The 23,958-nt window shown below is 35.3% G+C and carries 19 protein-coding genes and 1 pseudogene; 7 read left to right on the forward strand and 13 right to left on the reverse strand.

Features of this window, described 5'->3' with window-relative positions:
- Window positions 1–6: 6 nt before the first annotated feature.
- The 3 genes from BC781_RS09095 to ade form a co-directional block, all read right to left on the reverse strand.
- The gene (locus BC781_RS09095; RefSeq protein ID WP_109616927.1) at window positions 7–543 is read right to left on the reverse strand and encodes a hypothetical protein; all 537 of its coding nucleotides are present in this window, start codon (window positions 541–543) and stop codon (window positions 7–9) included.
- A 207-nt stretch (window positions 544–750) separates the two neighbouring features.
- Window positions 751–1,506: a hypothetical protein gene (locus BC781_RS09100; protein WP_146201656.1), complete on the reverse strand. Its 756-nt coding sequence runs from the start codon at window positions 1,504–1,506 to the stop codon at window positions 751–753.
- A gap of 287 nt (window positions 1,507–1,793) precedes the next feature.
- Complete coding sequence (ade, locus tag BC781_RS09105; protein WP_109616929.1) at window positions 1,794–3,425, reverse strand: adenine deaminase; 1,632 nt, start codon at window positions 3,423–3,425, stop codon at window positions 1,794–1,796.
- A 467-nt stretch (window positions 3,426–3,892) separates the two neighbouring features.
- Here ade and BC781_RS09110 point away from each other — a divergent pair, with 467 nt between their 5' ends.
- From BC781_RS09110 to BC781_RS25860, 4 genes and pseudogenes are all read left to right on the forward strand, one after another.
- Window positions 3,893–4,264 carry a hypothetical protein gene (locus tag BC781_RS09110; protein WP_146201657.1) on the forward strand — a complete coding sequence of 124 codons (372 nt, stop codon included), beginning with the start codon at window positions 3,893–3,895 and terminating at the stop codon, window positions 4,262–4,264.
- Between the two features lie 151 nt (window positions 4,265–4,415).
- On the forward strand, window positions 4,416–7,406 hold the full coding sequence (gene secDF / locus BC781_RS09115; RefSeq protein WP_109616931.1) for a protein translocase subunit SecDF: 2,991 nt from the start codon (window positions 4,416–4,418) through the stop codon (window positions 7,404–7,406).
- A gap of 238 nt (window positions 7,407–7,644) precedes the next feature.
- The gene (locus tag BC781_RS09120; RefSeq protein ID WP_109616932.1) at window positions 7,645–8,067 is read left to right on the forward strand and encodes a helix-turn-helix domain-containing protein; all 423 of its coding nucleotides are present in this window, start codon (window positions 7,645–7,647) and stop codon (window positions 8,065–8,067) included.
- Window positions 8,068–8,107: 40 nt separating this feature from the next.
- A pseudogene (locus BC781_RS25860) lies at window positions 8,108–8,629 on the forward strand (IS630 family transposase); the annotation flags it as partial.
- On the opposite strand, the gene BC781_RS09130 reads toward BC781_RS25860, so the two are convergent.
- The 3 genes from BC781_RS09130 to BC781_RS09140 all read right to left on the reverse strand — a co-directional run bounded on the left by BC781_RS09130 (window position 8,619) and on the right by BC781_RS09140 (window position 11,629).
- Window positions 8,619–9,776 (reverse strand): hypothetical protein, encoded by a 1,158-nt coding sequence (locus tag BC781_RS09130; protein WP_146201658.1) that lies wholly within the window; start codon window positions 9,774–9,776, stop codon window positions 8,619–8,621. The pseudogene BC781_RS25860 and the gene BC781_RS09130 sit on opposite strands and share 11 nt — an antisense overlap.
- A 153-nt stretch (window positions 9,777–9,929) precedes the next feature.
- Window positions 9,930–10,829 (reverse strand): type IX secretion system protein PorD, encoded by a 900-nt coding sequence (gene porD, locus BC781_RS09135; RefSeq protein ID WP_109616934.1) that lies wholly within the window; start codon window positions 10,827–10,829, stop codon window positions 9,930–9,932.
- Between the two features lie 83 nt (window positions 10,830–10,912).
- Complete coding sequence (locus BC781_RS09140; protein WP_158281432.1) at window positions 10,913–11,629, reverse strand: DUF2490 domain-containing protein; 717 nt, start codon at window positions 11,627–11,629, stop codon at window positions 10,913–10,915.
- Window positions 11,630–12,040: 411 nt separating this feature from the next.
- Here BC781_RS09140 and BC781_RS09145 point away from each other — a divergent pair, with 411 nt between their 5' ends.
- Window positions 12,041–12,619, forward strand: coding sequence for a superoxide dismutase family protein (locus tag BC781_RS09145; protein WP_109616936.1), 579 nt, complete (start codon window positions 12,041–12,043; stop codon window positions 12,617–12,619).
- Between the two features lie 119 nt (window positions 12,620–12,738).
- Here BC781_RS09145 and coaBC read toward each other — a convergent pair whose 3' ends face one another.
- The 4 genes from coaBC to BC781_RS09165 all read right to left on the reverse strand — a co-directional run bounded on the left by coaBC (window position 12,739) and on the right by BC781_RS09165 (window position 16,243).
- A complete protein-coding gene (gene coaBC / locus BC781_RS09150) occupies window positions 12,739–13,935 on the reverse strand; it encodes a bifunctional phosphopantothenoylcysteine decarboxylase/phosphopantothenate--cysteine ligase CoaBC (protein WP_109616937.1) in 1,197 nt (398 codons plus the stop codon).
- Window positions 13,936–14,026: 91 nt separating this feature from the next.
- Window positions 14,027–14,329 (reverse strand): DNA-directed RNA polymerase subunit omega, encoded by a 303-nt coding sequence (locus tag BC781_RS09155; RefSeq protein WP_109616938.1) that lies wholly within the window; start codon window positions 14,327–14,329, stop codon window positions 14,027–14,029.
- 78 nt (window positions 14,330–14,407) lie between these two features.
- Window positions 14,408–15,238 (reverse strand): outer membrane protein assembly factor BamD, encoded by an 831-nt coding sequence (locus BC781_RS09160; protein ID WP_109616939.1) that lies wholly within the window; start codon window positions 15,236–15,238, stop codon window positions 14,408–14,410.
- Between the two features lie 195 nt (window positions 15,239–15,433).
- Window positions 15,434–16,243 (reverse strand): hypothetical protein, encoded by an 810-nt coding sequence (locus BC781_RS09165; protein WP_146201660.1) that lies wholly within the window; start codon window positions 16,241–16,243, stop codon window positions 15,434–15,436.
- 196 nt (window positions 16,244–16,439) lie between these two features.
- Here BC781_RS09165 and BC781_RS09170 point away from each other — a divergent pair, with 196 nt between their 5' ends.
- Entirely contained in the window at window positions 16,440–17,180 is a 741-nt protein-coding gene (locus BC781_RS09170; protein ID WP_109616941.1) for a polyprenol monophosphomannose synthase, read from the forward strand.
- A gap of 95 nt (window positions 17,181–17,275) precedes the next feature.
- Here BC781_RS09170 and BC781_RS09175 read toward each other — a convergent pair whose 3' ends face one another.
- The 3 genes from BC781_RS09175 to BC781_RS09185 form a co-directional block, all read right to left on the reverse strand.
- Window positions 17,276–19,330, reverse strand: a complete 2,055-nt coding sequence (locus tag BC781_RS09175) for a transketolase family protein (protein ID WP_109616942.1) — start codon at window positions 19,328–19,330, stop codon at window positions 17,276–17,278.
- Between the two features lie 209 nt (window positions 19,331–19,539).
- The gene (locus BC781_RS09180) at window positions 19,540–20,121 is read right to left on the reverse strand and encodes a chalcone isomerase family protein (protein WP_109616943.1); all 582 of its coding nucleotides are present in this window, start codon (window positions 20,119–20,121) and stop codon (window positions 19,540–19,542) included.
- Between the two features lie 217 nt (window positions 20,122–20,338).
- Complete coding sequence (locus BC781_RS09185; RefSeq protein WP_109616944.1) at window positions 20,339–22,231, reverse strand: amidophosphoribosyltransferase; 1,893 nt, start codon at window positions 22,229–22,231, stop codon at window positions 20,339–20,341.
- A gap of 531 nt (window positions 22,232–22,762) precedes the next feature.
- Between BC781_RS09185 and BC781_RS09190 the strand changes: the two genes are divergently transcribed.
- A complete protein-coding gene (locus BC781_RS09190; RefSeq protein WP_109616945.1) occupies window positions 22,763–23,953 on the forward strand; it encodes an efflux RND transporter periplasmic adaptor subunit in 1,191 nt (396 codons plus the stop codon).
- Window positions 23,954–23,958: the final 5 nt, after the last annotated feature.

The raw sequence follows: 23,958 nt of genomic DNA on the forward strand, positions 1-23,958 counted from the left end.
ATGATTTTAGTTTAAATCAAAAATTCTAATAATTAATCGAAGGATGGCAATAATAAACAAAGCTATTCCTAGCGTTCTCTTCCAAGAGGAACGTTCTTTAGATTTTTGCTCTAGCTGATCATGATTTTGGTTTTTAGTACCTAATTGAGCTGAAATCTCTTCTTTTGAAAAACCTTGACTTACCAAGTCATCATATTTATCTAAAACCTCAGTTTCTTTCTCTATTTGCTGATTCATGATTTCAAAGATGTCAAAACCTCTTTCTTTGAAATCTAGTTTGATACTTTCAAGGTTTTCACCTATTGCTAACCTCTGTTCTACCATTTCTTTGATATCAACTGAAGTAATTCCAAAATAATTACTTCCTTTTTTCTCTACATATTTCCTCAGAACAGGGTATAGTTGCTTTAGATTTCTACTGTATAATTCTGCTTGAAGCTCTAGAACATCATCAGGTGATAATTGATCAAGCTTTCCTGTCAGTTGTTCAATTTGTTGAGAATCTAAATTAGATAAGGCATCTTGAAATTGGTCTGTTTCCATAATAAAAATGATTCGTTAAAAAGTAATAGAAGAACTTCCCCTAAAAAAGAATAAAGTATTTACATTCAGACAACTCAATACAGAGAAGAGTCAAAGAATGAAAAGTTTATAGTAATAAAAAATAGTTTCTTTTTCTCGTTTGGGTATAAAAAAAGCCCTCAGAAAGTAACGTTTCTGAGGGCTTTTTTATACTAAACAGTTGTATTATTAATAAGGGAAAAATGGACTACCAAATCCATATCCTCCTCCAAATCTATTATTAAATGGTGATCCGCCGAATCCACCAAAGCCTCCATACATACCATAAGGTCTTCCGTACATTCCGTAGCCATAACCTGGCATCATCCCATTTCCTTCAGCATACATAAATCGTCCTCCGATCGTGATATTGTCATTGACTTTATATTGCATACTAACATCAAAGCCTTTCATATTTCCATCACGATATGGTGCACCACTGTTCATTTGGTTTTGGGCATAAAAGACATGTGCACTTACATCCAAACGTTCATTTACTTTATAGTTTACACCTACTCTTGTAGCAATGGTATGTCCTTGCATGTTATTCGAAACTTCCTGCCCTTCAACCTCAAAAGGATAGTAAGGAGCGAAGCCATTCATTGTATTATATGAATAACCCACAGAGATATCTACAGACATTCTAGGACTAACTTCCAAACCTACAGTTGGTGCTACATAGTTATTGGTAAAGGTTCCTCCTCCCCACATCGAACCTACGCTTGTCCCCATTTCAACCTGTACTTGGGGTTCTCCAATTCTCTGATTAAGGTAAGAGTCTTTGCTTTCAAGACCTTCAGCCTCAATGAAAGCTTTTGTATCTTCACTAATTTCAAGTGTAGCCTGTACTGAATCTTGTTCCACTACTTCTTCTTGAGCCATAAGCTGTTGACTTGCAAATGGCATAAAAAGAAATGCGAATATGACTTTATATCTTAATTTCATATAGAAACCTGATTTTAAAAACTACCTAATTGAACGAGTAAAAACGCTTGTTTGTTGGTACAACTTCGTTAACAATTGCTTTTTAAGTCCGTTCTTCCCTAATATCTAAAATTGTGTGATAAATAAATAATCACTTTTCCTTTAGCTCTTGCATTTAACAGCGAACTAAAGATCTTTAACATTATATGACAGCTAATTTGGTACTATCGTTGGATTTAAAGATTAGTTTTAACAGTTTTTCATCATGAAATTAAAGTCTTTTCTCAAACTAGCTCGGTTTAAAATTTTTAAGCATCAAAAACAGATGTAAACTGAAAGCTTTTTCCATCAAATAATCCTTTGTCAGACAGTTTTAATTCAGGAATAACGAGTAATGCCATAAATGATAAAGTCATAAAAGGATCATGAAGATTTACCCCAAGTTGTTTCGTTTTTTGTACGATTGCTTCATAATCTTTAGCCACTTCAAAAGCATCCGCTTCAGTCATCAAACCTGCTACTCCTAGCGCCAAAGAATGTACTTTTTCTCCATCAAATGCAGTTACACCTCCTTGATTATTCATAATTTCATTTACTGCTTTCGCTAATGATTCATCATCAGCCCCTACTGCAATAATATTGTGGGAATCGTGTGCTATACTAGATGCTAACGCTCCATTTTTAAGTCCTATACCTTTGATGAAAGCAACTGCTGGTTTCTCTTTTGAATAACGGTTTACGACTGTCAATTTGAGAATATCTTCAGAAGAATTTGAAATCACATTATCATTTTCAATCAAGGCACTTTCTTGGATCGCTTTTGTGATCAGTTGTCCGTCTTCAGCTAGAATAACTTTCAAGTTTTTACTTTCTGGTTTTATTCTAAAGTCTGAAGCATTGACTTCATAACTATAGAATTTATTGATTGGCTTAACTTCTACTGACTTTATAAATGACTGTCCTTCTTGAGCAACTAATTCACCATCAATATAAGTTTGTAAAACATCAAAAGAAGTAAGGTCTTTTACTAAAATAAAATCGGCTGGATCATTTTCTCTCAATAAACCTACATTCAGGTTATAATGAAGCACAGGATTGACACAAGCCATATTTAGTACATCAAAAAGTTCATGACCATCATTAATAGCTCTAGCCACTAATTTATTCAAATGTCCATGAATTAATTGATTGGGATGCATGTCATCAGTACAAAACATCATTCGTGAAGCATATTCATCAATTAGTGCATGTAAAGCTTCATAGTTTTTTGCGGCACTGCCTTCACGGATTTGTACTAACATTCCGTTTTGGATTTTCTCTTTTGCTTCATCAAAAGTTGTACATTCATGATCTGTTGATATACCTACGTCAATATATTTCAGTAAATCTTCACCTCGTACTTGTGGCGCATGCCCATCAATTGGCTTTCTGAGTTCTTTAGCTATTGCTAATTTTTCATGTACTTCTTTATCTCCATAAATCACCCCAGGAAAATTCATCATTTCAGCCAAATAGACAATATCATCTCTTTCTAAAAGTTGACGAATTCCATCGGGGCCAATATTTGCTCCCGCAGTCTCAAAATTGGTAGCAGGAACACAAGAAGGTGCTCCAAAGTAAAATTTCAATGGTACTTTTTTCCCATTTTCAATCATAAACTCCACCCCTTCTATACCATTTACATTTGCAATCTCATGAGGGTCAGAAACAGTAGCTACCGTCCCGTGTAATACTGCTAGTCGTGCAAACTCAGAAGGAACTAGCATCGAACTTTCAATATGCACATGAGCATCTACAAAGCCCGGCATAATGTATCCTTCTAGCTCAGTATTTTCAGGAAGTTCGTTGATTTCAATGATACGTCCACTCTCAAAAAGGACTTCAGCAGGATAGATACTTTGTTTAGGTATGTCAATTAAGTTTGCAGTAATTTTTTGCATAAGACTACGACTTCTTGTGTATTGATAGTATGTAATTTGATAGAAGGATGAACAGCTTTGGAGAAAAATTTGCACAACCCAATCTTTAGCGACAAATTTAGCTGAAATTATTCAAATCTGATATTTATGAATTTAAAGAGAATAAATTATAAAAGATTTCTTCTACTTATTGGAAGTTTATTGTTAATAACTGCTTGTGCTTCAAACCCACAAAAGAAAAGAGCCAAGTGGAAACCAGGCGATGCACTTCCTTGTCCTAAGATTGACTGCTAGCCTTTATTAAGTCCCTAAAAGTGAACTACTTTTAGGGACTTAATTTTTTACTAGGATAAAAAGCAGATCAAGTGGGAATTAGTAGAATTGTATTTTCTTTTTATCAAATAAGCTTACATTGAAGTGTCATTTTATCCCTTTTAAGATGAAATGGATTTTGTGTAATTGTAAATTACTCTTAAATTCGCAGTTGGATGCAAAAAGGGATAAACCATATCACGATATCTTCAAAAGCCATAGTGCTATTTTTTCTAATGCTGAGTTCTGTCGGCATTGGGGTGACTTGTATTTATCAAAGTTCACCTACTCAAATCGTGCTTTCCCAAGAAGATGAAAAAGATGAAGAGTTTCCAGAACTTCAAAGTTATGTGGATGCTTACACTTATACGTCTTCATCACTCCAAATCATGTGGGAAACAAGTTTTGATGAAGCCTTACTTCAATTCAACACAGATTTCATTATTGACCTTGTAGTCAATCCTACAATAAACTTTTTGGTACATCCAGCTACATTGGATTACTACCAGCGTTTGTTCGAATACTTTATCGTAACCAACGCCCCATAATTTTTAAGCTTACTCACTTATCTTTTGCCATTCATCTCTGAAAAGGCAAATCTCTACACATTTCATTTATTGGAATACATCTTATGCTCAAGCTGAGTATAAGTCATTCATATATATCGAAAACATCCGTTTTAATTAATATTATTTTATCATGCGTAATAAAGGTGGAATTAACTTTATCGCAATAGTACTTGCTGTACTATGTGCTTTCTATCTATCGTTTACGTACGTCTCTAACAGTATTGAATCAGAGGCTGACGAATTCGCTAGAAACGAAAAAGGACAAGTAGACTACCAAAAAAAACAGTTCTACTTAGACTCAATCTCAAATGAGCCAAGATTATTTGGATATACAAATGGCGAAGTGCAAGAAATGAAAATTGCTCTTGGTCTTGACCTTCAAGGTGGTATGCACGTGACACTTCAAGTGAATCCTGCAGAAATGTTGAAAGCTTATGCTGGTCCTAATGCTTCTGATCCTCGTTTTGGTAAAGCATTGGTTGCTGCTCAAGCTGGTCTTGCGAATAGCCAAGCAACTTTCACTGATTTGTTCTTTGACGCTTTAGAAGAAGAAGCAAACGGAGAGCCTTTTGCAAACTTCTTTGCAAACGCTACTAACCGTGACAGAATCAACTTCAACTCTAGTAACCAAGAGGTAAAAGACGTTGTTCGTGGTGAAGTAGATGGTGCTGTAGGCCGTGCGGAAGAAGTAATCCGTAATCGTATTGACCGTTTCGGTGTTGTTTCACCAAACATTCAAAGAGTTCAAGGTACTGACCGTATCCAATTGGAATTACCAGGTGTTTCTAACCCTGAGCGTGTTCGTAAGCTTCTTTCTGGTGTAGCTAAATTGGAGTTCTTGGAAGTATATAACGCACAAGAAGTTTCTCCAATGCTTGCAAAAGCTAACGAATACTGGATGGCTAACATGGCTCCAAAATCAGACGATGCTGCTGAGCCAGAAGCTAAAGAAGAAAAAGCTGAAGATTCAAGTCTATTTGAAGGTGCTGAAGGTGACTCTGCAACTGCAGAAGCTGACACTGCTGCTGTAGCTCCAGAGCAACAATTGTCTCCTATCTTCGCTAAGATGCTACCTACTCCATACGGTGCTATGTTATTTGCTACTGCAGATACTGCTGAAGTAAATGCATTCTTAGTTGACAAGCAAATTGCTTCTCTTCTTCCAAGAGACATGAAATTCTTGTGGAGTAACAAGCCAAACATGTCACAAGGTGGAAAAGACTTCTTCGAGCTTGTTCCTGTGAAAAAAGGAATGAAAGGTGCTCCTCTTACTGGAGAATATGTTGCTGATGCTTTTGCTTCAAGAGACCAAATGGGACGTCCTGCAGTTTCTATGTCTATGAACCCAGAAGGTGGACGTATCTGGAAGAAATTGACAGGTGCTAACTTGGGTAGAAGAGTTGCTATCGTTCTTGATAACCTTGTATATACTGCTCCAACTGTACAATCAGAAATCGGAGAAGGAAGATCAGAAATCACTGGTAACTTCACTTTAGAAGAAACTAATGACCTTGCAAACGTATTGAAAGCGGGTAAACTTCCTGCTCCAACTCAAATTGTTGAAGAAGTTGTTGTAGGTCCTACACTAGGTAAAGAAGCACAAGCACAAGGTCTAATCTCTATTTTGGTAGGTTTGGCTGCAGTAATCGTGTTTATGTTGATCTACTACGCTAACGCTGGTTTGATCGCTAACGCAGCATTGTTATTGAACGTATTCTTCATCTTCGGAGTACTTGCATCTATGGGTGCAGCTCTTACGCTTCCTGGTATTGCAGGTATCGTATTGACATTCGGTATGTCTGTCGATGCTAACGTACTTATCTTCGAAAGAATTAGAGAAGAAAAAGCAAAAGGTGCTGGCTTGTTGAAAGCTATCGAATTGGGTTACGGAAAAGCATTCTGGTCAATCTTTGATGCCAACATTACTACTTTGCTTACTGCAATCTTCTTGGTAATCTTCGGTTCTGGACCAATCAAAGGTTTCGCTACTACATTGATCATCGGTATTCTTTGTTCATTCTTCACTGCCGTATTCGTATCTAGAGTATTGGTGCACATGTGGACTAAGAAAAATGGCGATGCTTCTAACTTCAAGATTTCTATCGTTAAAGAAATCAAGAAATACGACATCGACTTCATCGGAAAACGTAAGATTGCTTATGTTGGCTCATTGATCTTGATCGTAGTTGGTATGGGCTTGACATTCATGAATGGCTTGAACCTAGGTGTAGACTTCCAAGGAGGTCGTTCTTACATTGTTGCATTTGAGGAAGGAAACAATGTTGTTGCTTCTGATTACAAAGTAGCTGTATCTAAAGAGTTGAGTCAAGGTGCTGAAGATGCTGTTTCTGTTGACGCTAAGACTTACGGTAACAACCATACATTGAAAATCACTACCAACTACTTGGTAGATGAAACTTCTGAAGATGCTGATACTAAATCATTAAATGCAATTGCTACTGCAATTGAGAAGATTTCAGGTAAGAAATACGAAAAAGGTGATCAAATTATTGAAGGTACTTTCGTTATTCCTTCTACATCTAAAGTAGGTGCTGTTATTGCAGACGACATGAAAGCTTCAGCTATTGAGGCTACATTGTTTGCCTTGGCTGCTATCTTCCTATACATCACTCTTCGTTTCGGACAATGGAGATTCGGTATGGGTGCATGGGCTGCATTGGTTCATGACGTATTGGTAGTATTCTCTATCTTCGCTATTGCAGATGTATTAGGTTTCGCTTTCGAAATTGACCAAGTATTTGTAGCGGCATTGCTTACAGTAGTAGGTTACTCTATCAACGATACAGTGGTTGTATTCGACCGTATTCGTGAAGAGTTCTCATTAGATACTACATCTCCTGTATCAAAAGTAATGAACGCTGCTTTGAACAGTACGCTTAACCGTACGTTGGTAACGTCATTCACTACTTTACTAGTAGTTCTTATCTTGTTCTTCTTTGGTGGTGAAGTATTGAGAGGATTCTCATTCGCATTGATCGTTGGTATCATTGCAGGTACTTACTCATCATTGTTCATCGCTTCTCCAATCGTTTACTCAACTACTGACCACGATAAGTTGAGAGAGGAAGAGCAAACTGATGACGCTGAAGTACAAGCTTAATTTGACTTCTTGATCATTTGATCTAAAAATATAAAACGTCCAAGCTGAGAAATCGGCTTGGACGTTTTTTTATATATTATGTCTCGTCCTAAAAAAAAGACATACCAAAATTTAGCTTTATGAAAAAGGGTAAAAATTATCCTCAATAAAATGGATAACTAAACTACATTCTCTTTACACCTCTTTTATAGATGATCCAATTGTTGAATGAATCTGTTATCTCTGATAAAGAGATAAGATGAAAGAATTAATATCATATCAATGGAAGACTGTATGTAGACTTTCAGATCAAGGCATGAGGCAATATCAAATAGCTAAAGTTCTAGAATTATCAGAAAGTAGAGTTAGTCAAATTCTTAAAAACTATCATCTGAGTGGTGAAATTCCTGTTTATGACGGAGGAAATAGAGGTGCTACTCCCCGTTTAAGCAAAGAGAATAAATTAGACTTAGGTGAAAAATTGAAAAAAGGAGCAGAGTATTATGGCTTTAAAGGAGATATATGGACTCTAATTAGAGTTCAAGCAGTAATTGAGAAAGAGTTTGGTGTGAAATATGGAACAAGTCAAATATCGAATATTCTGAAAGAGATTGGCTGGTCTTGGCAAAAACCAAAAAAAAGACTACCGTCAGGATTCCGAAAAAGTAGAGAAGTAGCATAACGATCTTTCAGAGCTTGTTGAAGGTCTTGATGATGATACGTTAGTATTTTTTGCAGATGAAGCATGTGCAAAGCTCCTACCTTCATTACAGAAAACCTACGCTCCAATAGCACAAACACCAATAATCAAAGATGGTCTAAGTTATGGTGGAGTAAAAATACAAGCAGGCATTAGCCATCAAGGTGATCTCTATTACCAGATACAGAAAGGCAGTAAGGCTGAAAGTACAATTACTTTTCTTGAGGGGTTATTAGAATTCACCAGTAAGAAGATCATCCTAATTTGGGATAATGCTAGATGTCATACAGCGAAAGTTGTCCAAGAATTTGTAGCCACTCATCCTAGGCTTGAATTACGCTTTCAACCACCTTATAGTCCAGAGGTTAATGCCAGTGAGCAAGTATGGAATCGCCTCAAGAATGTAGAACTGAAAAATCAACTCTACAAAACCAAGGAAGCCTTAGAAGTAGCTGTAATTGAAGCTATGGATAGAATATCGATCAAGAAAAACTTAATTATAAGCTTCTTGAAACATAAAGATGTAAACTTCTTTAATGTTTAATCGGATCGTCTATAAAACCCACCTCTAATTGTGCTAAAACTAACATTAAGAAGAATGGCATAAACCCTATTTTATACCGACTCAAAGCCCCCAGATTTGGTACAGCTAGACTTAAAAACAATAGAAGTACAAAACTATAAATCAAGACCAAGATCATTTCAAGCTTAGCGTCTGAGCTCAACATTTTGAAAGAACTATTAGCCTTAAAAGAATACAGACTTAAGGAAATCAGAAGTAAAATAAGGGTATTTTCAATTGAAATAACTAGAGAAGTAATATTATGTACTTCCCATAAATAAGGTCTAAAAAAGCCTTCCCAAATTGTTTTAGGTGTATACTTTAAGAAAGAAAATACATTTGCTTCTAAATTGGGCAAGAGTATATTATTATTCGGCTCATCATTATATCTGAGCATCATATGATTATTGTCCACAATCACGCTGAGTACTCTTTCAAATTTCAAGTTACTATTCGCTCTCGAAAGCAAAGTGAAACTACCAATCAGGATTATTCCACCTAATACAATCGCCACACGTTTATCCCATTTCTTGATAAAGCAATGATATAGAACAAATAATGCTAAAAGAGGGCTTAAGACAATACCATAGTAGTATTTAAGCTTAAAAATGAAGATTAAACCTCCTACAATTAAAACCCCATAAATTATTTTCTTAAAACTGCTTATATCCTTTTTATAAGCTAAAGCTAGAGTTACACAAAAAGTAATTGTAGCAATTAATAAGGATTCTTTAAGAATACCCGAACTCCAAAAAACAAAAGAAGGGAAATAAAGAAATGAAACTAAGGCTGCATTTTTAAGCCTTGGATAAATACTGACCAGTTGATTTACCAAAAGCCAACAACCTGAAAAACTTAGAAATGAAAATATTTGAGATGCAAACCAGTAATTCTTCCCAAAGAATAGAAGTGAAAGGCTCACTATCTTTGACATCAAGATTGCCCTTTCATTATGATGTTTTAAAAATGGAAGAATTTCAGGAGAATTGAATTCCCCTCCATGCAACATAAAATCAATGTACAAGCTAAAATTTTGATCAGCTAAGGACAGTAAATACGAAGCATCATGAAAATACCCCCAAGTATCTCCATTTGGATAATAATACTTATAAACTAAACCTACAGCCATTCCAGCAAACATTTTACACAAGAGTGCAGGTATAAAATGTCTATGAATTTCAGTTTTTTTGACTTGGTAAAGAATCAGTATCCCAAAAAATAAAATAAATGCCCCCATCCCATCAAGATATATCGACTTAATTCCACAACTTCAACACTCAACTTAAAGTTGAATCAGTTTTCGATATTTGTTTGCATTGGCAGGATTCAATTGCATTAATAACTCTGCTGCATCTTTAGCTATTTCAGGATCGCCTTGTGAAAAAATTTGAACTAGCTCATTTTGCTTTGCTTCAAAGAATAGGTCTATTAAGATCGAAATGGATTTATTTTTCTTGGCATTTTCAATCTTCTGTAAAGCACCAAGAATTTTAGCTCTTGCTTCTTTTGGGTCTTCACTAAATTTATCCATTCCCAATCGGTAATATTCATAGAGTGCAATTCTGAATGAAGAAAATTGAGGATCAAGAATATTCTCAACTAAGAAATAACGGTCTCTTTTATCTCCGAAAGCACTCCATCCAGCACCTCCACTATTCTGAGCTTGGTTCATGATTTTCTGTGCTTGAAGATAATAATCTGTTCCCCCATTCCTTTTGAAAGTATCATAATCCATTCCTAAAGCCATATAGACATAGTAACTGATCAAACCGACTAATTCGCTTTGATAGATATTTGCATTATAGATCAAACGATCAGATTCGTTATAGCTAAAATTCCACTTGCTGTCTAGAAATGCTAATACTACAGATTCGTAGTCTGAGCCAAAAATTGGGCGAGAAGACTGTACTTGAACATCGGCTGCGAAGTAATTTGACTGAGGGTTTGTTTCTGCCTTCAACGTCAATTGTATATTGAGTTTTATACGCTCAACCTCCTTAAAACTATCTTTTGTCCATTTCTGCTGATTAATAAACTTCTCAATGTTTTTTTGAAGATCATCAAGAACCTGTGTTTCCTGAGTTTGAACACGGTCTTTATTCAACATTACAGTACTATTTATTTCTTGTGCAAAAGAGATAAATGGGAAAATGAAAAAAATGATTGGGAGAAGAATTCGCATAACTTAGATTTATTGTTACAGTCTATTCCCAAAATTGTCAAATTTTATAGTGATTCAAAAACTTTAGTTGTTTAAGAATCAAATTAGAGGGTCAGATACATCGAAAGTCGGAAAATATTGGTTGCTTCTCCGAGTTCAATAATATTCTCACCAAAAGATTGCTCCCAAATATAACTTCCCTCAAGTGCTGTGGTAGAGGTTAACTGATATTTCAGTGCTACACCTAATCTATTATTATTTATAAAAGAGGATTCTTTTTTACTCTCAAAATTACTGAATATCTCATCAAAGACTTTTAAATCAAAGTAGTTATAACTGATAACAGGGATTCGGATAGGAAACTGAAATTGAGAATTAATTCTCCAACGGTACGAGGATTTAGTGTCTTCACCAAAGAAAGTATCAGAGAAAAATCGCTCTTCAAACCTCAATCTCGCGATGTAGATATACTTTATTTTACCAATATGACGATGCTTATACCTAAAATCCTGATGAAATCGATATTCATTTGACCTCACGATTTCTTTCTCAGAACCTAGAGTTTTAAAATATCCCGCCCCTGCGGTCATATCAAAGTTCTGCAGTATATTTTTTCGGAGACCAGCTCTCAAGTGTGTTTGTTGTAAACTAGAATTTATTCCTTGTCTAAAACGAACATCCGAAACAACTTGCGTATTTTCATTCAAATAATGATTAGCATTAAGGTCTAACCACAGAATAGATTTATTGTCTTGAGCATTCCCTTTTGAAGCCAAAAAAAACAGGCCTAAAATCAGAAATACTCTAATTTTTTGGTGCATGAGCGAAAATCTTGACATATGAGAAAATAGCGTACTCACAACGTTATTTATTGTTTGTTTGAAGTATGAACTATTGGGCTAAGTGAAAATTAATTGGCATAAAATCACTTCTATTTCACTTACAAATGAGTAAAAAAATGAAGCATTTTTTTATCCTAAAAATTTAAATAAATAGCCCTAAAAATTATTTTAAATCGACTTTTTCAAATATATGCAAACAATAAAACTCCGAATGTATCAAGAGTTGCAAAATATTATACTTACTAATATTAGCCCCCTATTTATACAGATTACTCCCTTACTGTTTATAATCCTCTAAAAAATTTCAAGTATTCAATAAAATCGCTGTAGCTGATAATTTTAAGCTAAATTCTACTGTTCTAGACATTGAACCCAAACTATTTACTTAACATGAAAATTAGAATATTTACCCCACTCCTTATATCACTTCCTTTTTTCCTCTTCGTCTCTTGTCAAACAGAAACAAAAAAATCAGAAACTACAGAGGAAGTAGAAGTTGAAGAAGTTACGACAGAGAAAGTTGCGGTAGCTGTTTTGAGTGCTAAAAACAATAGCGGTCTTTCTGGAGAAGTTACTTTTATTGAAAAAGATGGAAAAGTAAGAATGCAAGCTTTAGTTGAAAATGTATCAGAAGGAGAACATGCAATCCATATCCACGCTGTTGGAGATTGTAGCGCAGACGATGGAACTTCAGCAGGAGGTCACTGGAACCCTACTGAACATGATCATGGGAAGTGGGAAGAAGAGCATTTTCATAAAGGTGATATTGGAAACCTAATAGTAGGCAGTTCAGGAAAAGGACAAATCGAATTGGAAACAGAACTCTGGTGTATTGACTGTGACGATCAGACTAAAAACATTGTAGGGAAATCCATTATTGTTCATGCAAAAGCCGATGACTTCAAATCTCAACCTTCTGGAGCTGCAGGCGCTCGAATTGGCTGTGGTGTTATTGAGGTAAAAAAATAAGTTTTTAACTAAGAAAAGAGTTGTTTCTCTAATCTTGTGTAAAAACGATTGATGAAATCTCTCATTTTAATTGAAACAAAAAACTCTTCCCAAGTTCAACTTGAGAAGAGTTTTATCATTTATGAAAGCTTTGATATAAGATGATTAACAATATCTTTAGCTACTTCCTTTTTCGATTTCAATCCAAAGGTTGTTTTGCCTTCTGTTTCGACAATTGTGATTTTATTCGTATCGTGTCCAAAACCAGCACCTTTATCTTGGAGAGAATTAAGTACTACAAAATCAAAGTTTTTCTTCTCCAATTTTGCAGATGCATTTTCCAATTCATCATTTGTTTCTAGTGCAAAACCAATTGTTATTTGATGCGGCTTTTTCAATATGCCCATTTCTTTGGCTATATCTTTTGTCTTACGAAGCTGAAGACTCATGGTATCTCCTGTTTTCTTGATCTTCTGCTCTTCCGCCACCTCAGGAGAATAATCTGCTACAGCGGCTGTAAAGACTGCAATATCAGATTCTAGGAAATATTTTTTAGTTTGCTCATACATTTCTTCAGCCGTATTTACAGCTACAAACTGTCCGAGTTGTGCTGGAGGAGTTAATTCCACAGGCCCACTAATAAGGGTAACCTCGGCTCCTGCATTGATAAACTCTTGTGCAATTGCATATCCCATTTTTCCACTCGAAGCATTCGTAAGGTATCGCACAGGATCAATAAATTCTTTTGTTGGGCCAGCAGTTAAAACTACTTTTTTCCCTTTCAGAGCGCCTTTAGGTCTAAAAAAATCTTGAATATGAGTCAAAATATGCTCAGGTTCAGCCATTCTTCCTTTTCCTACCAATCCACTTGCCAACTCACCTTCTTCTGCTTCAATAATGTGGTGTCCGTATTCAACTAAAGTATTAATATTTCTTGTTGTTGAAGGATGTAAATACATATCTAAATCCATGGCTGGGGCAACCATTACAGGACAGCGTGCTGATAAATAAACTGCAGTCAATAAATTATCGCAAAGTCCTGAGGTCATTTTTGCCATAGTTTGAGCCGAAGCTGGAGCTATAACCATAAGATCAGCCCAAAGACCTAACTTTACATGACTATTCCATTCTCCCGTTTTTCCTTTGGTAAAATCAGACAATACAGGGTTTTCCGAAAGGGTTGATAATGTAAGAGGTGTGATGAATTCTTTGGCTGCTTCTGTGATGAGAACCTGTACTTCTGCACCTTCTTTCTTCAGCAATCGTACGAGTAGAGCGGCTTTATAAGCGGCTATACTTCCAGTAACTCCCAATAATATTTTCTTTCCTTTTAGCATCTCTTGATCCTCTTTAAGAATAGGGTAAAAAAAAACTTCCGATGGTTCAAAAATACCAACGGAAGTTTTGTATTAAAAATCTTAGGAACAATTATCTGATAGGAGTTCTATCAAAGTAGATTTTTCCATCTAAGAATTCCTCTGTAGCCAAAGTTGTTGGCTTAGGCATTCTTTCATAGAACTTAGAAATTTCAATTTGTTCTCTGTTTTCGTGGATCTCTTCCAAATTGTCAACAGTGGTCGCAAATTCTTCCAGTTTCCCTTTCAATTCATCCTTCAAACGACTTGATATTTGTCTTGATCTTTTACCGATGATAACAACAGACTCATAAATGTTTTCTGTCTCAACGATCAATTCTGGAAGGTCTCTTGTGACTAATTCTGCTTTTGCCATTGAATTTTTGTTTAAGATATTGTAAGCAAACGACAAATATATGATTTATGAAATAATATTAAAATTATTTCGAAGAAATTAAGCTTCTTTTTTCTCCTCTACTTCTTCTGTCGCGTCAATAATCACTTTGATCTTCTTATCTGCATTATTGTAAAGCTTATCCGCATCTTTCATCAACAAAGATTCAGGATACTTTTTCTGAAACTCCTTATAAACCTCAATTACAGACTGATAACGCTCTTGTTGCTTTGAATAAACACTAATTTCAGCAAGTTCATAGAAAGCCTCAATTCTTCTATACATTGCTTCTTCTTTAAAATCAGAATCTGGATAATCTTTCATGAAGTTATCATAAGCAACCGTTGCCGCTTTATATTTTCTGATTTTAGAATACAGTTTAGCGTTGTCAAAAGCTTTCAATTCTAATTTTTCACGAAGTTCATTGATCACTTCATTTGCTTGTGTAGCATACTCACTTCTTGGGAAACGGTTCAAGAAATTTTGCATCTCATCAATAGCATCGTTCGTATTAGACTGATCCAAATTAAAGTCTGGAGCATCTTTGTAAAGTGAGTAAGCACTCATGTACAAAGCCTCTTCAGCTTTTGGACTTCTACGGTAGGTATCAAAAAATTGACGGAAATAACTTGAAGCTAAAATATATTGCTTTTGCTCGTAATGACAGTAGGCATAATAGAATTGAAGTTGTTCAGCACGGTCTGTACCTGTCATACTTGGCATTAGGTCTTCAAATAATAAACCTGCTCTATAAAAATCTCCTTCGTTATAGTAATTCAGCGCTGCATCATACTTTTTATCAATGTCAGAGCTTTTCATAAGTTTATTAAAATTACCACATGAAAAGCTAAAAAGTGCTAGCGCTAGCAATATCAATATTCTCTTTGCCATCCTCTTTTATAAATTTTCCTCTTTCAAAGCTAAACAAAATCAAATCTCGAAGTTAACCTATTCTTTAAAAAGAGAGAATAAATTTTGTTAAAACCTCTTATAATAAAAAAAGAGATAACCATAGTTATCTCTTCTATCAACAGTTTTTACTGTATTAAATTTATAATTCGCCTTTTCAGAAACTAACTTTTTATTTTAGATAGCTTGATTTGCGATCTTTCTGCATGATTGTACATAAGAAAGAATCCCACTTTTTAAATCGTCAATCAACATACTCGGACCACCCATAAGTGCAGGCGGTACATTATAAAGGTAATTTAGCGTATAGCACTCCACTAAAGTTCTATTCCCTTCATAAGGATAGTATACCGTCAGAACTTTTGACATTTCAGAAGTCTTATGGAACATAACTCGACCGTAGTCAAAGTTTTCTTGCCAAGTGAATGATGATGGCATGATTTGATCTCTTTTATAAGTTCTGAAAACATTCTTCAAATCATTTCCTTTTCGCTCAAGATCATTTTCGACATCTACATAAGCAACTTTAAACTTAAAGTCAGGCTCCATCACTCCTCCTTGGATAGCAAAAGTATTATTATTCAAATCTTGTAATTTATATCCAGGCATTGTTGACTGGAAATAATCTAAATTTGTTAGTCTGTCTTTATTAAAATAGTCAATTGGAGCATCTACCAAGTAAACAACTTTAGTCCCCAAGATGTAATAGTCTTCATCTTTCTTATCAAAGTCGCTCTCTGTATCGAGTGCTTTAACATGCTCTAAGAAATCTTTACTATCATCATTATGATTCTCAAAGCTTTCATAATTCTTGTCCAAGAACTCGATATACCCTACAACTTCTCCATTCTCGAGGGCTTCTTTATCCAATGGGAAAGTCCAATTTTGGATTCTTTTAAAAATCGGTGAATTCATATTTTGGGCTTTAGTACCTTTTACACATGCAAAGCATAAGAAAACCCCTAGAATAAAGTAAAATCTGTTCATGGCAAGTAAGTTGGTTACTTTTTGAGAACAAGAGCCAAAAAGTTTCATCAAAACTATAAATAATCATTCAGCAAATAAAGGTAAACGTTTATCTCGTTTAATACTTTACTGAGGGTGATTAAATACAATATCCTCGTTATTTTATGTTAAATAGCCATCTTTCAATTTTTGGACATGTGTTGATTTTTAATTTTGTATGGTGGAGAATCGAGAAAATATTGTAATCATACCGACCTACAACGAAATTGAAAACATCGAAGATATCCTTCGTGCCGTTGTAGCTTTAGAGGTCCATTTTGATATCATGGTGGTTGATGATAACTCACCCGATGGTACAGCTCAAAAAGTAATGGAATTGGCTGAAGAATTTCCTAATCAGATTATTCTTGAGCAAAGAACTGAAAAATCAGGCTTAGGCACAGCTTATATTCATGGATTTAAGAAAGCCTTGGCGCTAGGTTATCAGTATATTTTTGAAATGGATGCCGACTTTTCACACAACCCTAAAGATCTTATCAGACTTTATGAAGCTTGTTCCAAAGAAGGAAATGATTTGGCTGTAGGCTCAAGATATATTAGAGGTGTGAATGTAGTGAATTGGCCAATGAGCAGAGTTCTACTCTCATTCTTTGCAGGAGTCTATGTTCGTATGATTACTGGTATGAAGATCATGGACCCAACAGCTGGTTTCAAATGTTTTAGCCGTAAAGTATTAGAAACTATAGACCTAGACAATATAAGATTTGTGGGTTATGCCTTTCAAATTGAAATGAAGTTCAAGTCTTGGAAAAGAGGATTTAAAATAAAAGAAGTCCCAATTATTTTTACTGACCGTACAAAAGGTGAATCTAAAATGTCTCATCACATCATTAAAGAAGCCGTTTTTGGGGTAATTAGTATGACAATAAATAGCTGGTTTTCTTCTAGTAAAAAATAAATACGACTATTTCATTAGTTGAAAAGTATCTTTGAAAAGAGAGTCACCCTGATTTTACAGAGTGACTCTCTTTTATTTATTCTAAAACTTAACTCTTAAGCCAAGGACTTCAGAAAACTTCGAACTTCTTTGGCTACATTTTCAGCTGTAAAACCAAATTTTTCATCCAAGACACCAGCAGGCGCAGAATGTCCAAAGTGATTCAACCCCCAAACTTGCCCTTTATCGCCAACCAATTCTCTTAAAGTACTTGGAAGACCTGCCGTAAGCCCAAACTTAGGAATATCATTTGGTAATACTTTATCCTGATATGATGGTGGCTGAATCTTGAACAACCCTTCTGAAGGAATCGCTACTACTCTCACTTTATACTCTTTTAGTAATTCTGCACCTCCTACAAGAGTTGAGACTTCAGAGCCACTACCAATCAATATTACATCTGGTTGGTCGCTATCTAAAACAATGTATCCTCCTTGATTTGCCCCTTTCGCTTCTTCGTATCTTGAACTTCCATTTTGAGTTGGAAGACTTTTAATGTTCTGTCTTGAAAGAATTAAAGCCGATGGTGTTTCTGTATTTTTAAGAGCCATTTCCCAAGCTACAGTCGTTTCTTCAGCATCGGAAGGACGAAGAGCTAGCATACTATTCTTTCCCTTATGATTTTGGAGTTTTTCCATCAATCGTATTTGAGCTTCATGCTCAACAGGTTGATGCGTTGGTCCATCCTCTCCTACCCTAAAAGCATCATGTGTCCATACAAATTTCACTGGAAGCTCCATTAAAGCAGATAAGCGGTAAGCCGGTTTCATATAATCAGAAAAAACAAAAAATGTACCTACTACAGGAATTACCCCACCATGAAGAGCCATCCCATTTGCTAAACAAGCCATGGTTAACTCAGAAACTCCAACTTGTAGAAACCTCCCTCCATGATTATCCCGACTCATTACAGTTGTTTTTTTCAAGAAACCGTCCGTTTTATCTGAGTTACTCAAATCGGCTGATGCCACTATCATATTCTCAATTTCATCAGCAAAAGTGGAAAGTACCAAAGAGGAAGCAGCCCTTGTTGGAGCTCCCGATTTTTGAGCTATTGACGAAAAATCAACCTTCTCAATGGTTTTCATCTCAAAGAAATCTCTGAGCTTCTGTGCTAATTCAGGCTTTTCCATCTCCCAATTGGCTTGAAAATGTTGTTTATTACTCACATATTCAGCCATACATTTATTTACGCCATCATAATAGCTAGCCACTTCAGGGAAAACTTGAAATGGGTCATTAATATCTCCTCCTAGGTTTTCAATTGTTTTTTCAAAAGAAGCTCCTGCACCACTCAAGGGTTGACCGTGTAGTGAGGTCTTACCTTCAAAAGGATTCCCATCTTCATCAACAGCTCCTTTCCCTATAATTGTGTGGCCAATTATCAAGGTAGGCTTCTTCGTTTCTTCATTTGCACTTGTAAGAGCTTTTCTAATTTGTACATGGTCATGTCCATCCACTTCGATTACATTCCATCCCCATGCTTCATATTTAGCCTTTGTATCTTCATCTGTCACTTCACTTACAGGGGTTGATAATTGAATCTTATTTGCATCATAAAACATGATCAGATTACTCAACCCTAAAAAACCTGCAATTCTCCCTGCTCCTTGAGATACTTCTTCTTGAATTCCTCCATCGGAAATAAAGGCATATGTTTTATGCGCCATCCATTCTCCAAACTTAGAACAAAGAAAACGTTCGACGATAGCAGCCCCAACTGCCATTGCATGACCTTGCCCTAAAGGTCCTGAAGTATTTTCAACTCCACGTAAAATATCCACTTCTGGGTGACCAGGAGTCAAACTTCCCCATTGTCTAAAATTTCGTAACTCCTCCATGTCATACTTACCTTGCAAGGTCAAAATACTGTACAACATAGGAGACATATGTCCTGCATCCATAAAAAAGCGATCTCTATGTATCCATGTCGGATCACTAGGGTTGAATTTCAGAAACTCAGAATATAATATATGTATAAAATCAGCTCCTCCCATCGCTCCACCAGGGTGTCCCGATTTTGCTTTTTCTACCATTGCAGCAGATAAAATTCTGATGTTGTTTACAGCTTTATTGGTAAGATCTATATTTGTTTGTTTGTTATGTGCCATAATACAGTTCAATATTTTAGACTAAAACAAAAAGCTTGACTGTATGACTCAATAAAAATCAAGTGAAGTACTGTTTTGGTGAATTCTGATTTGACTAATGATTTTCAGTACTTTTTTCTATAATTCTATATCATTTGAATACATAAAAAAACGGTTCTTCTCATTTCAGAGAAGAACCGTTCCGTTCATAATTTGATAGAAATCAAATATTAGTTTTTACCTAACATACCTGATTTCAAATCTTTATCAGCTGGCTTGTTTGATAACCAAATTCCGAAAAGTGCTTTTTTAAATGCTAAACCTTTGATAGCCAAAAGTTCTTTACCGTTTTTGTAAACCAATGTTTTTTCAGCTGAAGGTTGATATTTAAATTCGAAAATATCTTTCTTCACGATTTCATCTTTCTTAAAGACATCTACAAATTGATCAATCTCAGTCTGCAATGGAGCTGTATTTCCATTCAAAGAGCTTTTAAATCCATCAGTAGTAGCTGAAGCCATTTTATCACTTGTAATCAATCCAGATACAATTTCCAGACGAATTGCCATTGGTGCATTGTCTGTTACAATTGCTTGTGCATCCTTAGATTTTGCTTCTAAGTAAAGACCTCCAACATACAAGTCCATAAAATACTTAGAACGAATTCCTCCTCCGTTAAGAGTTACATCTTTACCATCTACTTGAATAGAGTTAGGAAGTTCTACACCTGCAATCTCAGTTTGAGCAAATGAGCTAGTGATCGCAATAAATAGTAAAGCAACAAGTGTTGATAAACGCTTTGACAAGTTCATATTTAAAATTTATATATTAAAAATGGTCGTTTGAATAGTGCAATATATAAGTTAATGCTAAAAAGAAAGGAACTGAAAATGACAAAAAATATTAAAATATTCATCTATGAATTATCCAATAGAGATAGTAAATAATACAACATTTTAACCTAGTCATAAAAAAAGCAGTACAGAAATAAATCTGCACTGCTGTATATTTCATAAAGATCGATAAACTCTAGTAAGCTCTACCGTCTTTTCCTTCCATAAAATTAGCGAATGATTTATTAACCACTCTGTTACCTCCAGGTGTTGGGAAATTACCCGTAAAGTACCAATCACCCAAATGTTCAGGACAAGCTTTATGTAAGTTCTCTACTGATTGGAAAACAACTTCTACCTCAGAATTTATACTTGCTTGTTTTACCAAACGAGCTACTTCCTCTGAAATTTCAGTATCAGTGAAAGGCTCATAAATTGCTTGAACTACATTTTCCATTTCTTGATCTGGCTTACGAAGCATACTCTTTGCTCTGTAATATACCTCATCAAGTAATTCTTCCTTACCACGCTTTTTCAAAAGACTGATTGCCGCACGGAATGCAATAAATTCATTCATTTTAGACATGTTGATTCCGTAACAATCTGGGTAACGAATTTGAGGCGCTGAAGAAACTACCAAAATTTTCTTTGGCTCTAGTCTATCAAGCATATTGATGATACTCTTCTCTAGGGTTGTTCCACGAACAATAGAATCATCAATAACAACTAGGGTATCTACTTTCTTCTTGATTACCTCATAAGTAGTATCGTAAACGTGAGCTACCATATCATCACGCATTGCGTCATCAGCAATAAAAGTTCTAGCTTTAGCATCTTTAATTACTAATTTCTCAATACGAGGACGTATTTTAAGGAGATTAATTAAATCCTCTCCTTTAACATCGCCTGTTTCGATAGCTTCTTTACGTCTTTGAGCCAAATAGTCTTCAATACCTTCCATCATACCCCAGAAACTAGTCTCGGCTGTATTAGGAATGTATGAGAATACTGTATTTTCAAGATCGTAATCTACTTTTTCAAGAATATCTGGACACAACAAACGTCCTAAGGCCTTACGTTCTTGATAGATCGAAGGATCTGAACCTCTTGAGAAATAAATACGCTCAAAACTACACGATAGCTTTTCACCTGGCTCGATGTAAGGAACTTCTTTGTAATCACCTTTCTTATCGATGATCAAAGAGTGACCTGGCTTTATTTCTTGAATCTTATCGAAATCAATACCAAATGACGTTTTGATCGCTGGTTTCTCAGAAGCAACCACTACTACTTCATCATCTGCATAGTAATATGCAGGGCGAATTCCGTGTTTGTCTCTTGCTACGAAAGCAGAACCAAAACCAGTAACCCCCATCATGGCATAACCACCGTCGAAGTCTTTACAAGAACGCTTCAATACACGTTGAAGGTCCAAAGTTTCTTCGATACGGTTTGAGATTTCTACATTTGATAAACCTTCAGATTTCAGTTTATCAAAAAGATCTTGTACCTCTAAGTCCAAGAAATGACCGATTTTCTCCATCACGGTCACAGTATCGACCTTGTCTTTAGGGTGTTGTCCAAGTTCGATCAACTTATTGAAAAGTTCATCAACATTGGTCATGTTAAAGTTTCCGGCTACAATAAGGTTACGGCTTCTCCAATTATTTTTCTTCATAAATGGATGCGTCGTATCGATACTATTTTTACCATGCGTACCGTAACGAAGGTGCCCCATATAGATATCTCCCATGAAAGGTACATTCTTACGCAAATAATCTGCGTTATAGAATTTATCAGGATCAGAAGCGATTTTATTGATTTTCTTCCCCACCTTCTTGAAAATATCCATAATAGGTTGCTTTTCTACTGATCTATAACGATCAATATATTCAGCACCTGCAGGCATATCAATTTTGACAGAAGCTAAACCTGCTCCATCTTGCCCTCTATTGTGTTGTTTTTCCATGAGCAAATACATTTTGCTCAAGGCGTAATTAGGAGACTTGTATTTGTCTATGTAATAAGAAAGCGGTTTCCTTAAACGTACTAACGCGATTCCACATTCATGTTTGATAAAGTCGCTCATCAGAGTTGCACTACGATTATGTAACTATCCTTTGCGCAAAGGAAGAACTATTTCCGAATAAATACAATTAATACGAGGAATAGTGATTTTTTTCCCTTCAAATTTCACCCTACAATCCTTATAAAAATATATCTCAAACAATTTTTGGCTTTAGCTATTATCATATTGAGCGCAAAATGTTATAAGAATTCCAGAATAGCGATCTCATTTTAATGATATTTCAAAGATCAACTATTTTTAAAAATTCTGTAGCAACTCAAATAATCATGTTTGCATCTGTGTAAGAAAAATCCAAAAACTAAATATCGGTGCATGACAATTAAAAAATAGATATAAATAAAGGGTTGTGAACACCACATTGCATTTTACAATATTTAAAAAGTATAGCGAAAATGTACAAGTTGTATCATTTTCGGACACCACAGCCAAACATTGAAAATATTTAAATCACTGATTAAGTAACACTTACCCCCAACGGTACAATTGATGCCAAAAAATACATTCGAAAACATAAAAAAGTAATTCACTCAGATGAGACTTAAGCCAATTCATACGAAAATTATTATTGTAGTTGTCATCCTTGCTTCAGCAGTAGGATTTACAATGATGTTATCTGGAGGAAGAGAAATGCCAGAAGTAAAAAAATCTGGAAAAACTGTTCCTTACGTTTCCACTAAACCTGTTCATTATACTGACATTCCAACTGAGGTTGTTGCTTACGGTCGAGTTAGATCGGCTACTCCACTAGATATCACTAGTGAAAACCAGGGAAAAATATTAAAAGGGCAGGTACCTTTAAAAGAAGGTCAAAAATTTAGAAAAGGACAGCTTTTATTTAAAGTAGATGATAGAGAAGCACAATTACAGCTTCAAGCAAATAAAAGTAGTTTCCTAAAAGATATCGCAAGTATTCTACCTACTTTCAAAATCGACTTTCCTAAAAGTTATTTGACATGGCAAGCATACTTCCAGAAAATTGACGTTACGAAACCTTTGCCTACGCTACCTAAACATGCTACGGCTAAAGAGAAAACGTTTTTAGCTACTCAAAATATTTACAGCAATTATTATCAAATTAAGAGTACTGAAACTCGTCTTGCAAAATATAATGTCTATGCACCTTTCACAGGTTCTTTTGTTGAAGTTTTCCTTCAAGCAGGTTCTTTTACAAACCCAGGAACGAAAGTAGCAAGAGTACTTGAAAGCTCTAATCTTGAGCTAGAAGTTCCTGTTGACCCTAAAGATTTACAATGGATCAAAGTTGGTTCTAAAGTAAATATCCAAAACGAAGCTGGCACAAGCCAATGGGCTGGTAGAGTGACACGTGTTGCAGAAGTTATGGATGCAAATACACAAGCCATCGACATTTTTGTTAGTATAGATAGAGGAGATGATAAAGTGTATGATGGGATGTACTTAAAGACAGTTATTCCTGGAGCTACAATTCAAAATGGAATGGAAATTCCTAGAAGAGCTTTAGTTGAAAACAGTTATGTATATGTTCTCTCAGACACACTTCTAAAACTTCAAGAAGTAAATGTTCTTAAAATAAATGCTGAAACAGCTATCATCTCTGGAGTAAATGAAGGTACAAACTTGGTGAACGAACAATTACTCAATGCCTACGAAGACATGGTTGCTTATAGACTATCAGATTACAACCGTAACACTGATACAGCAAAAAGTCAGGAATCAGATGACCAAGTATCTCAAAACAACTAAAAGCA

This window comes from Sediminitomix flava (assembly GCF_003149185.1).
Classification (GTDB): domain Bacteria; phylum Bacteroidota; class Bacteroidia; order Cytophagales; family Flammeovirgaceae; genus Sediminitomix; species Sediminitomix flava.